We start from the raw sequence: 19,094 nt of genomic DNA, 5'->3' as shown, positions 1-19,094 counted from the left end.
TCGTCAGTGGGCGTCGAGGGTGACCGTGAAGGAGAAACGGTCGCCGCGGTAGTGGATCCGGGCCACGTCCAGCGCGCGGCCGTCCTCGCCGTGCACGACGCCCGTGTAGTGCAGGATCGGGCTGAGCAGCGGGACCTGGAGCAGCCGCGCCGTCTCCGGGTCCGCGAGCCGCGCCTCCACCGTGTCGGTGATCCGGCTGATCCGGGCGCCCACCACATCCCGCAGCACCTTGGTCATGGGCCAGCGCACCAGATCCTCCGGGTCGATCAGCGCCGCCAGTTCGGGACGGACGTAGTTGCGCGCGTGATTCGTCGGCTCGCCGGTCTTCTCGTCGCTGCGCAGCCGGTGGTACGTCCCCACCTCGGCCAGATCCGGGAAGTGCTCGGCGAGTTCGGCCGGCACCGGCACCGTGCCGTGGTCCAGCAGCTCGGTCGTCATGCCCGACTGCTGCGCCACGATCGTGTCCACCGACCCCAGCAGCCGCACGGGCGCGCCGCGCCGCGCACTCGGCTCGATGAACGTGCCCCGCCGGCGATGGCGGGTGATCAGCCCCTCGTCCTCCAACTCCTTGAGCGCCTGCCGCATGGTGAGGACGCTCACCCCGTAGTGCCCGGCCAGCTGCTCCTCGGTCGGCAGGCGCAGCGGGTCCTGGGGCGAGCGCCCGAGTATCGAGGCGCGCAGGGACTGCGACACCTGATACCAGAGCGGCAGTTTGCGGTTCAGGACGATCGAGTCCGGGGCGAAGGAGGTCACGAGGGCTATCCGTACCGGTCGCCGCAGCTCAGCGCAATGGGCGGAAGTGCCGCTGGAGGCCCCGCCACACGTCGTCGTAGCCGCGTTGCAGATGTTCCGCGCGCGCCGCCTGGGCCGTGGCGGTCACCGGCCACCGCGTCTCGAACATGAACGCGAGCCCGTCGTCGATCTTCTGCGGCCGCAACTCGGCGGCGCTGGCCCGGTCGAAGGTCTCCCGGTCCGGCCCGTGCGCCGACATCATGTTGTGCAGCGAACCGCCCCCCGGTACGAAGCCCCCTGGACCGGAGGTCTTCGCGTCGTACGCCCCCTCGATGAGCCCCATGTACTCGCTCATCACGTTCCGGTGGAAGTACGGCGGCCGGAAGGTGTCCTCACCCACCAGCCAGCGCGGCGCGAACACCACGAAGTCGACCCCGGCCAGCCCCGGGGTGTCGCTCGGCGAGGTCAGCACCGTGAAGATCGACGGGTCCGGGTGGTCGTAGCTGATGCTGCCGAGCACATTGAAACGGCGCAGGTCGTAGCGGTACGGCACATGGTTGCCGTGCCAGGCGACGACATCCAGCGGCGAGTGGTCGTACGTCGCCGTCCAGAGGTTGCCGCAGAACTTGTTGACCACCTCGACCGGGCCCGCCGCGTCGTCGTCCTCGTACGCGGCGACGGGAGCGAGGAAGTCCCGTGCGTTGGCGAGCCCGTTGGCGCCGATCGGGCCGAGGTCGGGCAGCCGGAACGGCGCTCCGTAGTTCTCGCACACATAGCCGCGGGCAGTCGGACTCGGCCCGCCCGTCGGTGCGGTGTCCAGCAGCTCCACCCGGAAGCGGACCCCCCGAGGAATCAGCGCGACCTGGCCCGGCTCCACGTGCAGCAGCCCGAACTCGGTACGCAGCAGCAGCCCGCCGCGCTCCGGCACGATCAGCAGCTCCCCGTCGGCGTCGCTGAAGACACGGTCCATGGAGGAGTTGGCGTGATACAGGTGCACCGCCATGCCGGTGCGCTGGGTCGCGTCGCCGTTGCCGCCCAGGGTCCACAGGCCCGTGAGGAAGTCGGTGCCCTCCGCGGGCTCCGGCAGCGGGTTCCAGCGCAACCGGTTCGGGTCGGGCTCGGTCTGGGTGAAGGGAGCCGAGCGGAGTGCGCCGTTGTCCGTGCGGGTGAACGCGGGGTGCGCGGCCGACGGGCGGATCCGGTACAGCCACGAACGCCGGTTGGTGGCCCTCGGCTCGGTGAACGCCGTACCGCTCAACTGCTCCGCGTACAGCCCGAGCGGGGCGCGCTGGGGGGCGTTGCGGCCGTGCGGCAGCGCCCCGGGGACGGCCTCCGAGCTGTGTTCGTTGCCGAATCCGGAGAGGTAGGTCAGCCCTTCGGCCGTCTTCCTCGCGTCCCCACTCATGATCGCTCCCTCGCGTCTGATTCCTATGTAGCACCGTATGATTCGGCTTTTGGGTGCGCAAGAGGGAGACGGGGGCCGACGGTGGAGGGCCGGGCCTTCGTGCGGTGTACATCCTGGGGTTGGCGGTGCGACCCGAGAACCCGACTCCAGGGGGATCCGACCGGCAGAGGGTTGTTCTACTTTTCTTGGTATGTCGTGGAAGCGTGGACTGCTCGCCGCGCTCGCGGTCTGCGCCCTGCTCGGCGGATCGGCGAGCTGCGGTACCGGCGATGCGCACGAGCGGAGGGACGGAGTGTCGTCCTCGCCCGTGGGCAAGATCCTGGACGAGACGGACAAGGAGGGACGGCACTACCGTGAGGTCGACAAGAAGAGCGCGCCGGAGGTCGCCATCGAGGTCCAGCCGGACTCCGACGACGGCTGGAACGTAACGCTGACCGTCTCCCGCTTCCTCTTCTCGCCGGCCGGCGCGAAGGCGCAGCCCGTGGCCGGCCACGGCATCGCCCTCCTCTCCCTCGACGGCCGGACCCTCGCCACCCTCCGCACCACCGACTACCACCTCACCGGTGACCTGGTCCCGCGCGGCACCCACCACGTCACCGCGCGCCTGTACGCGGACGACCACACGGCATGGGCCGTGCACGGCAAGCCCGTCGAGAGCACGGCGGACATCACGGCGTCCGCGCCCGCGTCGAAGGAGCCCTCGACTTCGACACCGTCCACCACGCCGGCAACCACACCGGCAACCCCACCGGCACCGACGGCGACGGTGCGCGGGAGCGGCACCGGGGACCGTACTGGCACCGGAGGTTCACCGGACCCCGGCGGACAGGCATCATGAATCCCGTGCCCCAAGCGACCTCGCTACGCCGTGCCCCCGTCCAGCGACGCAGTGCCGAACGACTGACCAGAATCCTCGACGCCTGTGCCGACCTCCTCGACGAGGTCGGCTACGACGCCCTGAGCACCCGGGCCGTGGCCCAGCGTGCGGGCGTCCCCATCGGCTCCGTCTACCGCTTCTTCGGCAACAAGCGCGCGATGGCCGACGCGCTCGCACAGCGCAACCTCGAGCGCTACAGCGAGCGGGTCACCGAACGCCTCCAGCGGGCGGACGGGGGAGGCTGGCGCGTGGCTGTGGACGCCGTGCTCGACGAGTACCTCGCCATGAAACGCACCGCCCCCGGCTTCTCCCTCGTCGACTTCGGCAACCAGATACCGGTCGGCGCCCGCGACGCCGAGCCCAACACCCGCGTCGCCGACCGCCTCACGGACCTCCTGTCCGGCTACCTCGACCGCACCCCCGACGAGGACCTGCGCCGCACCTTCCTGGTCGCCGTGGAGACCGCCGACAGCCTGGTCCACCTCGCCTTCCGGGTCGCCCCGAAGGGAGACGAGCGGATCATCGAGGAGACGCGCGCCCTGCTGCGGGCGTATCTGGCACGCGTGCTCGACTGAACCTGTCCTGGGCAGACGCCCGTAGCCGAGGTGATCCCACCTCGGGTCGGGCATGGGGGGACGCTATGGCTCGGGTGGTCCGCATCCACGGGATCGGCCGGCGGTACGGGGGGAAACCGGAGGTCCTGCGCCGGCTTGAGTCGCCCTCCCCCCTGCACCGCCCTGGCCGCCGGACCGGACGGCGAACCGGCCGTGGGCACCCGCAACGGCCCCATCCTCTTCGACTGACCCCGGACCACCCCCTCCGCGAGTTTCCGACGAGATCCCCGCAGCCACTCCCCTCCATCCGTACCGGTCGGTATGCTCGGCCCCAGTCCGTGTGCCACCGCTGCCACCGCCCTCCGGGAGGACCCGTGTCCCGCACCTCCGGCACCACTGCCGACTCCGGCACCGCCCTGCGCGTCTGCCCCCTCTGCGAGGCCACCTGCGGGCTGACGCTCACCATCGAGGGCACCCGTGTGACCGGTGCCCGCGGCGACCGCGACGATGTGTTCAGCAAGGGGTTCATCTGCCCCAAGGGCGCCTCCTTCGGAGCGGCCGACGGCGACCCCGACCGGCTGCGCACCCCCCTCGTCCGCGAGGACGGCGAGCTGCGCGAGGCCACCTGGGAGGAAGCCTTCGACGCGGTCGCGGCGGGCCTGCGCCCGGTCGTCGAGCAGTACGGCCCGCACGCCCTCGGCGTCGTCCTGGGCAACCCGAACGTGCACACCATGGCCGGCGCGCTCTACCCGCCCGTCCTGCTCACCGCGCTGCGCACCCACAGCGTCTTCACCGCCTCCACGGTCGACCAGATGCCCAAGCATGTGTCGAGCGGCCTGCTGTACGGCGACGCCAACGCGATCCCGGTCCCGGACCTCGACCACACCGACCACCTCCTCCTCATCGGCGCCAACCCGCTGGAATCCAACGGGAGCCTGTGCACCGCCCCCGACTTCCCCGGCAAGCTCAAGGCGCTACGGGCCCGCGGCGGCACCCTCACGGTCATCGACCCGCGCCGCACCCGCACGGCCAAACTCGCCGACCGCCACGTGGCCATCCGCCCCGGTACCGACGCCCTGCTGCTCGCGGCCATGACGTACGTCCTCTTCGAGGAGAAGCTCGTCGACCCGGGCGACCTCACCCCGCACCTCCAGGGCGTCGAGGAACTCGCCGACGCCGTACGCGACTTCACCCCCGAGGCCGCGAGCGAGGCCTGCGACGTCGACGCGGACACCATCCGGGCGCTCGCCCGCGAACTCGCCGCCGCCCCCACCGCCGCCGTCTACGGCCGCATCGGCAGCTGCACCGTCCCGCACGGCACCCTCGCCAGCTGGCTCGTCGACGTCCTCAACATCCTCACCGGCAACCTCGACCGCCCCGGCGGCGCGCTCTTCCCGCAGGCCGCCACCGACAAGACACCCCGCCCCGCCGGACCCGGCCGCGGCTTCGCGCTCGGCCGCTGGCACAGCAGGGTCAGCCGCCACCCCGAGGCCAAGGGCGAACTGCCGCTCGCCGCCCTCGCCGAGGAGATCGACACCGCCACGCCCGAGGGCAGCCCCGTCCGCGCCCTCATCGCCATCGCCGCCAACCCCGTACTGTCGGCCCCCGACGGCAACCGCCTCGACAAGGCCCTCGACTCGCTCGACTTCATGGTCAGCGTCGACCCGTACCTGAACGAGACCTCGCGCCACGCCGACGTCGTCCTGCCGCCGCCCCCGCCCTCCCAGAGCGCCCACCACGACTTCGCCTTCAACACCCTCGCCGTACGCAACCAGGTCCGCTACAACCGTCCCGCCGTCCCCCTCGAACCGGGCCGCATGCCTGAGACCGAGATCCTCGCCCGGCTGGTGCTGGCCGTGACGGGGATGCACGGCGCCGACCCGTCCGCCGTGGACGCCATGGTCATCGACTCCACCCTCGGCAAGGCCGTCCAGGACCCGCACGGCCCCGTCCACGAGCGCGACCCGAAGGAACTCGCCGCACAGCTCACCGGCGAGAGCGGCCCCGAGCGCCGGCTCGACATGATGCTGCGCCTGGGCCCGTACGGCGACGGCTTCGGTGCCCGCCCGGACGGCCTCAACCTGGAGCGACTGCTCGCCCACCCGCACGGCATCGACCTCGGACCACTGCGCTCGCGCCTGCCGCAGCCGCTGAAGACGCCCAGCGGGAAGATCGAGCTGCTGCCCGCACCGATTGTCGACGATCTGCCCCGGCTGCGCTCGGCCCTGCGCGAGCGCCCGGCGGCGCTGGTGCTGATCGGCCGCCGCCATCTGCGCTCCAACAACAGCTGGATGCACAACATCCCCGCCCTCACCGGCGGCACCAACCGCTGCACCCTGCACATCCACCCGGAGGACGCCGCACGCCTGGGCCTCGCCGACGGGACGGCCGTACGGGTCAAGGGCGCCGGGGGAGAGGTGATCGCTCCGGCGGAGGTCACCGACGCCGTACGACGCGGGGTGGTGAGCCTGCCGCACGGCTGGGGACACGACCGGCCCGGCACCCGGATGAGCCACGCGGCCCTCGACCCGGGTGTCAACGTCAACCAGCTCCTCGACGGCTCGCTCCTCGACCCGCTGTCGGGCACGGCGGTGCTCAACGGGGTGCCCGTGGAACTCGCGGCCTGCCCGTAGGGGCGCCTCGGAAGCCGAGCGCTCATCGAGACAAGCCAGTGACCTGGAGTTTTGTGCCTATTGCTCGCATGTCGACATCGTGTTGACGCATGCGAGTCCGACCTGACGTCATCGCACCGCGGGCCCTGCCCTCGCGCTGCGGCTGACCGGCAACCGCCTGGGGCAGGTGGCCGCACCCGCCTCGGCGGCCCGGTCGCCGGGGTCGCCGGAGAAGGCGGCCCCGACCGCGGTGAACCCGTCGTTCGGCCCGGGGTGCCGTTGCGCCGCAAGAGCGACATCTGACCACTCAACAGGCCCGATGACGTGGAACCGAAGCGTCCGCCGGGCCGGTGTCCGACCGTCCGTTTCCGCCGCACCGGAACCGGGACGGGAACCGCGCCGGGAGCGACACGCCCGATCCCGCCGAGCGTCTTCCCCCGGACGTATGCGGTCCGTTAACTTCCGTGACTCACGCGTCCCTTGCGCCCCGCACGGGACGTTCGACCGCGGAGCGCCAGCGCCCTGTGAGCCCCCGGGGGCCCCTTCATGACACGCGCCATCTCCCTGCAACAGGTCAGCAAGTCGTACACACGCGGTGTCCGCGTGGTGGAGCGGCTGTCGCTGGACATCCGGCCCGGTGAGTTCCTCGTGCTGCTCGGGCCCTCCGGCTGCGGCAAGTCGACCGTGCTGAGAATGATCGCCGGGCTGGAGGACGTCACCGAGGGCGAGGTGCGTCTCGACGGTGAGTACGCCAATGATCTGCCGCCGTCCGAGCGGGACATGGCGATGGTCTTCCAGAACTTCGCCCTCTACCCGAGCATGACCGGCCGCGACAACATCGGCTTCCCGTTACGCATCGAGACCCCCGGCGAAGACCCCCGCCCGCGCGTCGACGCCACCGCCCGGATGCTCGGCATCGAGGAGCTCCTCGACCGCTTCCCCCACCAGCTGTCCGGCGGCGAACGCCAGCGCGTCGCGATGGGCCGCGCGATCGCCCGTCACCCCTCCGCCTTCCTGATGGACGAGCCGCTCTCCAACCTCGACGCCAAGCTCCGCAACCATCTGCGCGCCGAAATCGCGGGCCTCACCAGGGAGCTGGGCGTCACCACGGTGTACGTCACCCACGACCAGGCCGAGGCGCTGTCGCTCGGCGACCGGGTCGCCGTACTGCGCGGCGGCGTCCTCCAGCAACTGGGCACACCCCGCACGGTCTACGCGCTGCCCGCGAACGTCTTCGTGGCCGCCTTCATCGGCACCCCGCGCATCAATCTGCTGCGCGGTCTGATCCGGGCCCCGCTCGACGGAGCCATGACGATCAGCCTCGGCAAGCAGGATCTGCCGCTGCGCGAACCCTGGTCCCTGGACCACCGGTTGCTGCGGGTGCAGCAGGGCCGCGAGGTCATCGTCGGGCTGCGCTCCGAGGCGGTCCGCCTCGCCAAGCCGTCGGAGGCCCGGCCCGGCGAGGTGGCGATCAGCGGTCTCGTCGAGCACGTGGAGTTCCAGGGGCACGAGGTGCTGGTCCACTTCAACACCGGTTCGCGGCCCGCCTTCGTACCGGAGTTGGAGGCACCGCGCCCGGTCCACCCGGTCCGTGGGCCCCGGCGCCGCCGCCGTGAGGGTTCCCTCCTGGACCGCCTCAGGGAACGCCGGGGCGGGCTGCGGGCCGGACCCGTGGTCGTCGTCGACCACCCCGCCGACACGGAACCCACGCCCGCCGACGAGATCCCCCCGGAAGGCCGCCTCCCCGGCGACCTGGTGGTGCGCACCACCCCCGACTTCGAACTCCGCCACGGGATGCAGGTCCCCCTCCTCGTCGACCTCGCCCATCTGTTCGTCTTCGACCAGCACGGCGAACGCATCTGTCCCGCTCCGGCGCGGCTGCCGGACCTGGAGGAGTGAGTTCCGCAGGGTGGGTCCCCGGAAGACGTCTGGCGCCCGAAAACTAACACCGCTAGTTTGTGGATCGGACGACACTGTGAGGCGGACGACGCGGCCCCCGCCCGGGAGGAACATGATGAAGGCACACGACGGCATGTACATCGACGGCGCCTGGCGCCCCGCCGCCGGGACGGACACGATCGAGGTCGTGAACCCGGTGGACGAGCAGGTGGTCGGCCGGGTTCCGGCGGGCACGGCCCAGGACGTCGACGCCGCCGTACGGGCCGCCCGCGCCGCCCTTCCGGCCTGGGCCGCGACCCCGCCCGCCGAGCGGGCCGCGCGGCTCGGGGCCCTCCACGACGTGCTCACCGCACGCAAGGACGAGATCGCCGAGACCGTCACGGCGGAACTCGGCTCCCCGCTGCCCTTCTCGCAGTCGGTCCACGCGGCCGTACCGATCCTGGTCGCGGGCTCGTACGCCGAGCTGGCGGCCACGTACGCCTTCGAGGAGAAGGTCGGCAACTCGACCGTCTATCAGGAACCGGTCGGTGTGGTCGGCGCGATCACGCCCTGGAACTACCCGCTGCACCAGATCGTCGCCAAGGTCGCCCCCGCGCTCGCGGCGGGCTGCACGATCGTCCTGAAGCCCGCCGAGGACACCCCGCTCACCGCCCAGCTCTTCGCGGAGGCGATCGCGGAGGCGGGCGTCCCGGCCGGCGTCTTCAACCTCGTCACCGGCCTCGGCCCGGTCGCGGGCCAGGCCCTCGCCGAACACCCGGACGTGGACCTGGTCTCCTTCACCGGCTCCACGGCGGTAGGACGGCGGATCGGAGCGACAGCCGGCGCGGCGGTCAAGCAGGTCGCGCTCGAACTCGGCGGCAAGTCCGCCAACGTCATCCTGCCGAGCGCCGATCTCGCCAAGGCGGTCAACGTCGGCGTCGCCAACGTGATGTCCAACTCCGGTCAGACGTGCAGCGCCTGGACCCGCATGCTGGTGCACACCGCGCGGTACGAGGAGGCGGTCGAGCTGGCCGCGACCGCCGCGGCGAAGTACGCAGACCGCATCGGCCCGGTCGTCAACGCCAAGCAGCAGGCACGGGTGCGGAGCTACATCGAGAAGGGCGTCGCCGAGGGCGCCCGACTCGTCGCGGGCGGCCCCGAGTCCCCGCGCGAACAGGGCTACTTCATCAGCCCGACCGTCTTCGCGGACGTGACCCCGGAGATGACGATCGCGCAGGAGGAGATCTTCGGCCCGGTGCTGTCGGTGATCCCCTACGAGGACGAGGAGGACGCCGTCCGGATCGCCAACGGCACGGTGTACGGGCTCGCGGGCGCGGTGTGGGCGGGCGACGAGGCCGAGGCGGTCGCCTTCGCGCGACGGCTCGACACCGGGCAGGTCGACATCAACGGCGGACGTTTCAACCCGCGTGCCCCGTTCGGCGGTTACAAGCAGTCGGGGGTCGGGCGGGAACTGGGCTCGCACGGTCTCTCCGAGTACCTCCAGACGAAGTCCCTTCAGTTCTAGTCGATTTCGGTCAGTTCCAGTCAGTTCTTGAGTCCTGGGCCCGAGGAGCTTTTACGTGGTTCGCGCTGCCGTACTTCCCGCTGTGGGCGCCCCCTTGGAGATCACCGAGATCGACCTTCCGGCCCCCGGCCCCGGCCAGGTCCGCGTCCGACTGGCCGCCGCCGGGGTCTGCCACTCCGACCTCTCGCTGTCCGACGGCACCATGCGGGTGCCGGTCCCCGCCGTCCTCGGCCACGAGGGCGCCGGGACCGTCGTGGCCGTCGGCGAGGGCGTGACGGGTATCGCGCCCGGCGACGGAGTCGTCCTCAACTGGGCGCCCTCCTGCGGAAGGTGCCACGCCTGCTCGCTGGGGGAGGTGTGGCTGTGCGCCGACGCGCTGACCGGCGCGGGGGACGTGTACGCGCGGCGTGCCTCCGACGGGAGCGACCTCCACCCCGGTCTGAACGTCGCCGCGTTCGCCGAGGAGACCGTCGTGGCCGCCGGCTGCGTACTCCCCGTACCGGACGGTATCCCGCTCACCGACGCCGCCCTCCTGGGCTGCGCCGTGCTCACCGGATACGGCGCCGTCCACCACTCGGCTCGGGTCCGCCCCGGCGAGACGGTCGCCGTGTTCGGGGCCGGCGGGGTCGGGCTGGCGGCGCTGCAGGCCGCGCGGATCGCGGGCGCGTCGCAGGTCGTCGCGGTGGACGTCTCCCCCGAGAAGGAGTCGTTGGCGCGGGAGGCGGGCGCCACGGACTACGTCGTCGCCTCCGACACCACCGCCCGCGAGATCCGCTCCCTCACCGGGAAGCAGGGCGTGGACGTGGCCGTCGAGTGCGTGGGCCGTGCGGTGACCATTCGTGCCGCCTGGGACTCCACACGTCGCGGTGGCCGTACGACGGTGGTCGGCATCGGCGGCAAGGACCAGCAGGTCACCTTCAACGCTCTGGAGATCTTCCACTGGGGCCGCACCCTGTCCGGCTGTGTGTACGGCAACTCGAACCCGGCGCGGGATCTGCCGGTGCTGGCGGAGCATGTCCGGGCGGGGCGTCTGGATCTGGGGATGCTGGTGACCGAGCGGACGGGGCTGGACGGGATTCCGGGGGCGTTCGAGAACATGGTGGCGGGGAAGGGCGGGCGGGCGCTGGTGGTGTTTTGACCGCGGGGGCGAAGCCCCATCGGTTCAGGCGCGTCAGGCGCGTTCCGGCTCGCGTGGGGATTCCGGGGTTCGCCGCGGCACGGTGGCGCGCGGCCGGGAGCGCGACACCGCGACCCCGGCCAGGCACAGCGCCCCACCGGCCAGCGTGACCACCCCCGGAACCTCGTCGAGGAACAGCCAGGACATCGCGACGACGAGCGCGGGCACCGCGTAGGTCGTCGCGCCCATACGGCTCGCGGTGGTCCGGGCCAGGGCGTACGCCCAGGTCGTGAACGCCAGCGCGGTCGGGAAGACGCCCAGGTAGAGCACGTTGAGGGTGGCGGAGGCGGGCGCGTCCGCGAAGTCGTGGACCAGCTGTCCCGCGAACGGCAGGCACGCGACGGCCCCGACCAGGCAGCCGAACGTGGTCACCTGGAGCGCGCTCGCCCGCCCGAGCGCCGGCTTCTGGGCCACCACCCCCGCCGCATAGCCGACGGCGGCGAGGAGGCACAGCACCACCCCGAGGACCGAGGAACCACCCTCGCCGGACATCGACAGCCCCACCGCGACCGCCCCCGCGAACGACACCGCCATCCCCGCGAGCAGCCGCGGCGGCATCGCGTCACCGAGCAGCCGAGCGCCGAGCAGCGCGATGAGGATCGGGCCGATGTTCACGACCAGCGCCGCCGTACCGGCGTCCACCTGCTGCTCGCCCCAGTTGAGCACGCACATGTAGAAGCCGAACCAGAGCAGGCCGGATATCGCGATCCCGCGCCACGCCTCGCGCGGCGGCCACCCCTCCCCGCGTACGAGACAGAGGGCGCCCAGCACGACGGACCCCGCCAGCAGCCGCCCGAGCGCCAGCGCACCCGGCGAGTACGCCGCGCCAGCGCTCCGGATCGACACGAAGGCGGAGGCCCACAGTACGACGGTGACGGTCGCCGCGCCCGCGGCGAGCAGGCCCGCGCGACGGGCGGACACGGGTGAGGTGGCATTCATCATGATCCCGAGGCTAGGTGGGGTACGGGGGAGGGGTCTCGCGGTTTTCGGACGCCGTGGTGGGGCCCGTCGGCTCAGCGGAGTGCTGTCGCCTCGATACCCAGGAGTTCCGCGAAGGCCCGCTCGCCCTCCGGCGTGACCTTGACCGCGCGCTCCGAGCCGATGCGTACGCACCAGCGGGCGTCCAGGGCGTGGCGGCACAGGGTCGCGCCGGCGGTGCCCGCGAGGTGGGGGCGGCGTTCGGTCCAGTCGAGGCAGGCGCGGGTGAGGGGGCGGCGGCCGGTGCGGTCCAGGCCGATGCCCGCCTCGTCGAACCACCGCAGGCCCGCGTCCGTGAGCGCGAACCCGGTGTCCTGGCGGAGCAGTCCGCGGTGGGTGAGGGCCTCGGTGAGGGTGATGCCGAGTCTGCCCGCGAGGTGGTCGTAACACGTGCGGGCGCGGGCCATCGCGGAGCCCGTGCCGGCTTCCCGGAGGGTGCGGGGGCGTCGGGTGGTGTCGGGCGTGACCTGGGCGGCGAGGTCCTCGACGAGTTGGGCGACGCGGGCGTCCGCCAGTCGTACATAGCGGTGTCGGCCCTGCCGTTCCTCGGCGAGCAGCCCGCCCGCCACGAGCTTGCCGAGATGCTCGCTCGCGGTCGACGGCGCGACGTGGGCGTGCCGGGCCAGTTCGCCGGCGGTCCAGGCGCGGCCGTCGAGCAGGGCGAGCAGGAAGGCGGCGCGGGTATCGTCCGCGAACATTCCGGCCAGCGCCGCGAGTCCCGGTGCGACCGGATCTTTCGACCTCGTCATGCCCCCATCGTCCGCCACAGACACTTCGGCCCCCACCGAACGGTTTCCGGGTCCGGGCCGGGTCCCCTGGCTGCGGGTGGGTGGTTTCCGTTCGCGCCCACGCGGCGGAGCCCCCGGGTTGGGATGGGGCGGGTAGGGGCGGCGGGGGCGGGACAGAACCGCCCCGGTGCCGTCAATCGTCGCCCGCAACCCTCCCGAACTGCTCCGCCAACCCGTCCAGCAACGCCCCGAGCCCCACCTCGAACGCCCGCTCGTCCACCTTCTCCTGCTGCTCGGCGAGCAGGTGGGCCTGTCCGAGGTGGGGATAGTCGGCGGGGTCGTACGCGCTCTCGTCGTCCACGAAGCCCCCGGCGAAGGACCCCAGCGCGGACCCCATGATGAAGTACCGCATCAGCGCCCCGATCGACGTGGCCTGGGCCGGGGGCCACCCCGCGTCGACCATGGCGCCGAAGACGGCGTCCGCGAGGCGCAGGCCGGCGGGTCGGCGCCCGGGGCCGCGCGCGAGGACGGGGACGATGTTCGGGTGGTCGCGCAGCGCCGCCCGGTAGGACACGGCCCAGTCGTGCAGGGCGGTACGCCAGTCCCGCCCGTCCTCGAACATCGACAGGTCGACCTGCGCGCTCACCGAGTCCGCGACCGCCTCCAGGATCTGGTCCTTGGTACGGAAATGGTTGTAGAGGGAGGGCCCGCTCACGCCCAGTTCGGCGGCGAGCCGCCGCGTGGAGACGGCGGCCAGACCCTCCGCGTCCACCAGGGCCCGTGCCGTGTCGACGATCCGGTCGGTGCTGAGGAGGGGCTTGCGCGGTCGGGCCATGGCGCACATAGTAGGGCTGCACACTTAAACTAGCAGTGCTAATTTAATTTGGGGTGATCCGTCATGAACCTGGAGCTCAGCGAGGAGCAGACCGCCGTCCGGCAACTCGCCAAGGACTTCGTGGACCGCGAGATCGCCCCCCATGTCGTCGAGTGGGACCGCGCGGAGGAGGTCGACCGCTCGCTCGTGAAGAAGCTCGGCGAGGTCGGCTTCCTGGGGCTCACCATCGACGAGGAGTACGGCGGCAGCGGCGGCGACCATCTCGCGTACTGCCTGGTGACGGAGGAGCTGGGCCGTGGCGACTCCTCCGTGCGCGGCATCGTCTCCGTCTCGCTCGGTCTCGTCGCCAAGACGATCGCGTACTGGGGGAGCGAGGAACAGAAGCGGCAGTGGCTGCCGGGGCTGACCTCCGGCGCGTACGTGGGCTGCTTCGGCCTCACCGAGCCCGGCACCGGCTCGGACGCCGGCAACCTCTCGACGAAGGCCGTACGTGACGGCGACGACTACGTCATCAACGGCACCAAGATGTTCATCACCAACGGGACCTGGGCCGACGTCGTCCTGCTCTTCGCCCGCTCCACCGACGCGCCCGGCCACAAGGGCGTCTCCGCCTTCCTCGTGCCGACCGACACCCCCGGCCTGAGCCGCCGCACCATCCACGGCAAGCTCGGCCTGCGCGGCCAGGCCACCGCCGAAATCGTCCTGGAAGACGTACGCGTACCCGCGAGCGCCATGCTGGCGCCCGAGGGCAAGGGCTTCTCCGTCGCCATGTCCGCCCTCGCCAAGGGGCGGATGTCGGTCGCCGCCGGGTGCGTCGGCATCGCCCAGGCGGCGCTGGACTGCGCCGTGCGGTACGCGACCGAGCGGGAGCAGTTCGGGAAGACCATCGCGCACCACCAGCTCGTACAGGAACTGATCAGCGACATCGCCGTCGACGTGGACGCGGCACGGCTGCTGACCTGGCGGGTCGCCGATCTCATCGACCGCGGACTGCCGTTCACCACGGAGTCCTCGAAGGCCAAGCTCTTCGCCTCGGAAGCCGCCGTGCGCGCCGCGAACAACGCCCTCCAGGTCTTCGGCGGCTACGGCTACATCGACGAGTACCCGGCGGGCAAGCTGCTGCGCGACGCCCGCGTGATGACCCTCTACGAGGGCACCAGCCAGATACAGAAGCTGGTCATCGGGCGTGCTCTGACGGGGGTTTCGGCTTTCTGAGTACGTCCCTGAGTACTTCGGCGGATGTGGCGCGGGCCGCGTCCGCCGACCCTTGTCCGCATGAGTGAGTCATCCGTCAAACAGCAGAGCACGGCCGCCTTCTACGGTCAGGCCGTCGCCTCCTTCGCCGTCGCCATGGCGGCGACCGCCATCGGCATCTTCAGGCTGGACGCCGACGCCTGGGTACGCGCCTTCCTCGGCATCGCCGTCCTCTATCTGGTCACCTCCGCCTTCACGCTGTCCAAGGTGATCCGGGACAGGCAGGAGGCCGGGCAGATCGTCAGCCGGGTCGACCAGGCGCGGCTGGAGAAGCTGCTCGCCGAGCACGACCCCTTCGAGAAACTCTGAGCGACTTTCGCGCGGGCGCTCAGCGGGCACGCTAAGCGCTCGCTCACCTTCGGCGGTATGGTGTACCTCCTGTCAGGCGAGAGGGGCGAACCAGCGATGAGTACGGCGGAGGAGACGGCCGGCGGCGAGATGCAGCCGTGGGCCGAGGTCACCCCGGACGCGGCCCGGCGGCTGCTCGTCGCCGCCGTGGAGGCCTTCGCTGAGCGTGGCTACCACGCGACGACGACCCGGGACATCGCGGGCCGCGCGGGCATGAGCCCCGCAGCGCTCTACATCCACTACAAGACCAAGGAAGAGCTGCTTCACCGGATCAGCCGGATCGGGCACGACAAGGCGCTCGACATCGTGCGCGGCGCGGCGCAGGGCCAGGGCAGCGCCGCCGAGCGGCTCACCGAGGCCGTGCGCTCCTTCGTACGGTGGCACGCCGGGCAGCACACCACCGCGCGGGTCGTGCAGTACGAGCTCGAAGCCCTCGGGCCCGACGCGCGGGCGGAGATCGTCGCACTGCGGCGGCAGACCGACGCGGCAGTGCGCGGGATCATCGAGGACGGCGTGGCGGCGGGCGACTTCGACGTGCCGGACGTGCCGGGCACCACGCTCGCCGTGCTCTCGCTCTGTATCGACGTGGCCCGCTGGTTCAATGTCAACGGCCCCCGTACGCCCGACGAGGTCGGCGCGCTCTACGCCGACCTCGTGCTGCGCATGGTCGGGGCCAAGAAGTAGCCCCGGAGCGCGCGGGGAGTCTCAGACGTAGTACCGCGACACCGACTCCGCGACGCACACCGGCTTGTCGCCGCCCTCGCGCTCCACGGTGAAGCCCACGGACACCTGGACGCCGCCGGTCACGTCCTCGACGCCGGTGATCTTCGCGGTGGCGCGCAGCCGCGAGCCGACCGGCACGGGGGCGGGGAAACGGACCTTGTTCGTCCCGTAGTTGACGCCCATCTTCACGCCTTCGACCTTGATCAGCTGCGGACCGAAGAGCGGAAGCAGCGAGAGGGTGAGGTAGCCGTGCGCGATGGTCGTGCCGAAGGGGCCCGCGGCCGCCTTCTCCGGGTCCACGTGAATCCACTGGTGGTCGCCGGTCGCCTCCGCGAACAGGTCGATCCGCTTCTGCTCGATCTCGACCCAGTCGCTGTACCCCAGCTGCTCGCCCACGGCGGCACGCAGCTCGTCGACCGTCGCGAACGTCCTCGGCTCTGCCATCTTCCCGACCTCCCGCATCTCTATGTCTAAGCAACTGCTTAGCATGGTCGGGCGCGGGGCGCATGTCAACGGACCGGAGGTGTGACGAAGTAGGTAGGGTTGGAGGGGTGCCCCAGATCCCTGAGAAGATCCACGAGCTGACCGTAGGCCAGCTGTCGGCCCGCAGCGGCGCCGCCGTGTCCGCCCTGCACTTCTACGAGTCCAAGGGCCTGATCAGCAGCCGCCGCACCACCGGAAACCAGCGCCGCTACCATCGCGACGCGCTGCGCCGCGTCGCCTTCGTCCGGGCCGCCCAACGCGTCGGCATCCCGCTCGCCACCATCCGCGAGGCGCTCGCCGAACTCCCCGAGGAGCGCACCCCGACGCGTGAGGACTGGGCCCGGCTGTCGGAGGCCTGGCGTTCGGAACTCGACGAGCGCATCACGCAGTTGGGCCGGCTGCGGGATCACCTGACCGACTGCATCGGGTGCGGCTGTCTGTCCCTGGAGCGCTGTGTGCTCTCCAACCCGGACGACGTCTTCGGTGAGCGCCTGACCGGCTCCCGGCTCATGGCCGAGCGCGCCACCGTGCGGCAGAAGGCACCGGAGCGGCAGCCGGAGCGGCCGGAGCGGCAGAGGGAGCCCGAGGACTGCTGCTGAGCGGCACCCCCCGGGGCCCCGCAGGCCCGACCGACCGTCGCCCTGCGTCACTCGCCCTCCGTCACTCGTACTCGGTGCCGCCCTTGCGCGTCAGATACGCCGGGCTGACCGCCTTGGCGATGGCCCGGCCGCCGGTCACGGGGCTGTACCGCTCGGTGGCGGGCCGGATGACGACACCCTCCCGCAGATGCAGCTCGCGCCCGGAGACCGTCTCCCGGCCCGAGGCGACCTCCAGGACGTGGTCGATGTCGTATGGGCCCTCGTACAGCCGTGGCACCAGCGGCAGTTCGCCGTCGAGGAGCACGGCCGCGTCCAGCCAGCGGACCTCGCCGTCGATCTCCGCGGACACGTCGAACACGGCGTAGCCGAGGGACTCTCGGCGGCCGTCGGCGCCGTACGACAGGTCCTGTACGCCCGCCCCGTACACCTCGCCGAAGATGCCGACCCGGCGGGCGCCGAGCCGCTCGGCGAGCCGGGCCGCGACCGCCGCCACCCCGTGGCCGTGGACGGCCCGCCAGTACAGATTGCGCGGATCCTCCACGAGGGCGAGGGACTTGGCGCCGAAGCCCTTGGAGGAGACGTATACGCGGTCCTTGTCCGCCGTGTAGGTCAGCAGGCAGGCCGAGCCGTGCAGTTTCTCGGTCAGGACGACGCTCTCGCCCGGCGCGAAGATGTCCGGGTACCTCTGGATGTTCTCGATGTCGACCCAGGGCAGCAGATCGGGCGCGGACTCGACTTCGCCGTCCATGGTGGGCGGGATCGGCGGCACCCATTTGACGATGCCGAGCGCCTCGGCGAAGTCGGCGCCGTCGGCCGCGGCCCGCGCCAGGTCGACGTCGGCCAGCGCCTTCGGGCGGCAGACGATCCCCTGCGACAGCTCACCGCGCAGACGTACGGCCTTGACGCGGTCGGAGTTGCTGCCCGCGAGGCGTCCGGTCAGGCCCAGCTCCTCGATGAGCTCGCCGGGGAGCACGGACTGCTCCGGGATGTAAACGGCGCTCTCGCCGGTGCGGTAGGCGCCCTTGGCGACGACGGCTCGGTACAGGCCCACCTGGGCCAGTTCGAGCGCGTCGGCGTTCGGATGCTCGTGGATGGTCAGCACTTCGGCGGTGACGCGCAGCGTCGACATCGGGACTCCTCGGGTTCCATGGGTACCTCAGCTGGGTTTCATCGCCCTCAACTGTCCGGAGGGGAAAGGGATGGAGCGAGCGGATTCGCGGCTGGTAGTGTCGGGATCTTCGGCCCGCGGCGACGCCGGGTACGGAGTCCCGACGGGACGGTCAACTCCCATGACCTCAACCGCCCTTGACGCCGCCCTCGCGGACATCGACACGGTCTTCAACGGCTTCGCCAGCCCGAACGAGGTGGGGTGCGGACGCTGCCACCTTCCCGAGGAGATCGCGTTCCTGCGCACCCCGTATACGCGCGTGCCCCCGGACGTGCTGCGGATGTTCGTCTTCGAGGTCCCCGGCCACTTCGACGACCACGCCGCCTTGATGCGCCGGCTGCTGCCGCAGGGGGCACGCCCCCGGTGCGGGCAGCGCCCCAAAGGGGCGCGGGGAACTGCGCGCTCAGCCACGGACAACCCGCGGCCGACGACGCACCCGCAGCTCCCGTACCCCGCCGCTCACCCCAGCGGAGCGCTCACGCCGAGACCAACAGGCGTCCGCGCCTGGCCTCCGCCAGCGCCTCCTGCGTGAGAACGGGCCGCGGCACGACAATTCCGCAGCTCGTGCAGACCGGGCCCGAAGACGGTTCGTGGGCCAGGTCGTACTTCCATGTGAGGCGCTCACCGGCGCACACCGGGCACACCGCACCCGGCTCGCGCTCCAGCGCGGCGATCAGCCGGCGCAGTACCTCGGCCAGTGAAGCGTGGGGGTGGACCGTGGGGTCGTCGCACCAGGCGACGCCGAAACCGCCCCAGGTCAGCCGGTGCCAGTCGTCGACACTGCCCGGCCTGCGCAGCCCGTCGTGCTTCTCCTTCTTGCGACGCTCGGCGAATTCGACCTCGTAGGCGAGCCAGACGGAGCGGGCCTCTTCCAGCTCGTCCAGTGCGGCCACGAGCCGCGCTGGATCGGGGGAGCGGTCCTCGGGACCGAACCCGGCCCGGGAGCACAGATGGTCCCAGGTCGCCCGATGTCCGTAAGGGGCGAACCTTTCAAGGCACTTGCGCAGTGAATAGCGCCGCAGTGCCAGATCACTCCTCGGATCTCGCACCTGTCTCGCCAGACTTCGGAATCCCGCCATCGCCCTGCACCTCCGTCACACCTGCACCTGTACTTCGGTCACTTCGGCGTCGTCGTAGGGACGTCGCCGAGTAGACGTATCGACACGCGATTCGGCTCCATCCAATTTCCGATGAGGGTCATCAGTCACCGGCCGAACT

The 19,094-nt window shown here is 71.6% G+C and carries 19 protein-coding genes; 11 read left to right on the top strand and 8 right to left on the bottom strand.

The genetic code is table 11. From position 1 onward, the window contains the following. Positions 1 to 3: 3 nt before the first annotated feature. Together OG747_RS09040 and hmgA are read right to left on the bottom strand one after the other, a co-directional pair. A complete protein-coding gene (locus OG747_RS09040) occupies positions 4 to 753 on the bottom strand; it encodes a GntR family transcriptional regulator (RefSeq protein WP_405878760.1) in 750 nt (249 codons plus the stop codon). A 28-nt stretch (positions 754 to 781) separates the two neighbouring features. Further along, complete coding sequence (gene hmgA / locus OG747_RS09035) at positions 782 to 2,137, bottom strand: homogentisate 1,2-dioxygenase (protein WP_405878759.1); 1,356 nt, start codon at positions 2,135 to 2,137, stop codon at positions 782 to 784. A 190-nt stretch (positions 2,138 to 2,327) separates the two neighbouring features. Between hmgA and OG747_RS09030 the strand changes: the two genes are divergently transcribed. From OG747_RS09030 to OG747_RS09005, 6 genes are all read left to right on the top strand, one after another. Then, on the top strand, positions 2,328 to 2,975 hold the full coding sequence (locus OG747_RS09030) for a nuclear transport factor 2 family protein (protein WP_405878758.1): 648 nt from the start codon (positions 2,328 to 2,330) through the stop codon (positions 2,973 to 2,975). Continuing rightward, positions 2,972 to 3,589, top strand: a complete 618-nt coding sequence (locus OG747_RS09025; RefSeq protein ID WP_405878757.1) for a TetR family transcriptional regulator — start codon at positions 2,972 to 2,974, stop codon at positions 3,587 to 3,589. Before OG747_RS09030 ends, OG747_RS09025 begins: the two co-directional genes overlap by 4 nt. A 353-nt stretch (positions 3,590 to 3,942) precedes the next feature. After that, complete coding sequence (locus OG747_RS09020; protein ID WP_405878756.1) at positions 3,943 to 6,201, top strand: molybdopterin oxidoreductase family protein; 2,259 nt, start codon at positions 3,943 to 3,945, stop codon at positions 6,199 to 6,201. 525 nt (positions 6,202 to 6,726) lie between these two features. Continuing rightward, the gene (locus OG747_RS09015) at positions 6,727 to 8,079 is read left to right on the top strand and encodes an ABC transporter ATP-binding protein (protein ID WP_405878755.1); all 1,353 of its coding nucleotides are present in this window, start codon (positions 6,727 to 6,729) and stop codon (positions 8,077 to 8,079) included. Between the two features lie 115 nt (positions 8,080 to 8,194). Then, complete coding sequence (locus tag OG747_RS09010; protein ID WP_405885485.1) at positions 8,195 to 9,583, top strand: aldehyde dehydrogenase family protein; 1,389 nt, start codon at positions 8,195 to 8,197, stop codon at positions 9,581 to 9,583. A 55-nt stretch (positions 9,584 to 9,638) separates the two neighbouring features. Beyond that, a complete protein-coding gene (locus OG747_RS09005) occupies positions 9,639 to 10,721 on the top strand; it encodes a Zn-dependent alcohol dehydrogenase (protein WP_405878754.1) in 1,083 nt (360 codons plus the stop codon). Between the two features lie 33 nt (positions 10,722 to 10,754). Here the strand turns inward: OG747_RS09005 and OG747_RS09000 are convergent, their stop codons facing one another. The 3 genes from OG747_RS09000 to OG747_RS08990 form a co-directional block, all read right to left on the bottom strand. Next, complete coding sequence (locus OG747_RS09000; protein ID WP_405885484.1) at positions 10,755 to 11,699, bottom strand: DMT family transporter; 945 nt, start codon at positions 11,697 to 11,699, stop codon at positions 10,755 to 10,757. A gap of 74 nt (positions 11,700 to 11,773) precedes the next feature. Next, positions 11,774 to 12,487 carry an ArsR/SmtB family transcription factor gene (locus OG747_RS08995; protein ID WP_405878753.1) on the bottom strand — a complete coding sequence of 238 codons (714 nt, stop codon included), beginning with the start codon at positions 12,485 to 12,487 and terminating at the stop codon, positions 11,774 to 11,776. Between the two features lie 172 nt (positions 12,488 to 12,659). Next, a complete protein-coding gene (locus OG747_RS08990) occupies positions 12,660 to 13,301 on the bottom strand; it encodes a TetR/AcrR family transcriptional regulator (protein ID WP_405878752.1) in 642 nt (213 codons plus the stop codon). Between the two features lie 63 nt (positions 13,302 to 13,364). Between OG747_RS08990 and OG747_RS08985 the strand changes: the two genes are divergently transcribed. From OG747_RS08985 to OG747_RS08975, 3 genes are all read left to right on the top strand, one after another. Next, complete coding sequence (locus tag OG747_RS08985; protein ID WP_405878751.1) at positions 13,365 to 14,516, top strand: acyl-CoA dehydrogenase family protein; 1,152 nt, start codon at positions 13,365 to 13,367, stop codon at positions 14,514 to 14,516. Between the two features lie 60 nt (positions 14,517 to 14,576). After that, complete coding sequence (locus OG747_RS08980) at positions 14,577 to 14,864, top strand: YiaA/YiaB family inner membrane protein (protein WP_405878750.1); 288 nt, start codon at positions 14,577 to 14,579, stop codon at positions 14,862 to 14,864. Positions 14,865 to 14,960: 96 nt separating this feature from the next. After that, positions 14,961 to 15,587 (top strand): TetR/AcrR family transcriptional regulator, encoded by a 627-nt coding sequence (locus tag OG747_RS08975; RefSeq protein WP_405878749.1) that lies wholly within the window; start codon positions 14,961 to 14,963, stop codon positions 15,585 to 15,587. A 21-nt stretch (positions 15,588 to 15,608) separates the two neighbouring features. On the opposite strand, the gene OG747_RS08970 is transcribed toward OG747_RS08975, so the two are convergent. Then, positions 15,609 to 16,070: a MaoC family dehydratase gene (locus OG747_RS08970; protein ID WP_405878748.1), complete on the bottom strand. Its 462-nt coding sequence runs from the start codon at positions 16,068 to 16,070 to the stop codon at positions 15,609 to 15,611. 107 nt (positions 16,071 to 16,177) lie between these two features. On the opposite strand from OG747_RS08970, the gene soxR reads away from it, so the two are divergent. Then, complete coding sequence (soxR, locus tag OG747_RS08965; RefSeq protein ID WP_405878747.1) at positions 16,178 to 16,708, top strand: redox-sensitive transcriptional activator SoxR; 531 nt, start codon at positions 16,178 to 16,180, stop codon at positions 16,706 to 16,708. Between the two features lie 61 nt (positions 16,709 to 16,769). Here the strand turns inward: soxR and OG747_RS08960 are convergent, their stop codons facing one another. Beyond that, on the bottom strand, positions 16,770 to 17,837 hold the full coding sequence (locus OG747_RS08960; RefSeq protein WP_405878746.1) for an RNA ligase (ATP): 1,068 nt from the start codon (positions 17,835 to 17,837) through the stop codon (positions 16,770 to 16,772). 160 nt (positions 17,838 to 17,997) lie between these two features. Here OG747_RS08960 and OG747_RS08955 point away from each other — a divergent pair, with 160 nt between their 5' ends. Continuing rightward, a complete protein-coding gene (locus tag OG747_RS08955; RefSeq protein ID WP_405878745.1) occupies positions 17,998 to 18,408 on the top strand; it encodes a hypothetical protein in 411 nt (136 codons plus the stop codon). Here OG747_RS08955 and OG747_RS08950 read toward each other — a convergent pair. Further along, entirely contained in the window at positions 18,353 to 18,955 is a 603-nt protein-coding gene (locus tag OG747_RS08950; protein ID WP_405878744.1) for a hypothetical protein, read from the bottom strand. The two genes, OG747_RS08955 and OG747_RS08950, sit on opposite strands and share 56 nt — an antisense overlap. Between the last annotated feature and the right edge of the window lie 139 nt (positions 18,956 to 19,094).

This window comes from Streptomyces sp. NBC_01384 (genome assembly GCF_045040035.1).
Lineage (GTDB): Bacteria > Actinomycetota > Actinomycetes > Streptomycetales > Streptomycetaceae > Streptomyces.
This window is presented reverse-complemented; position numbering and strand designations above follow the sequence as displayed.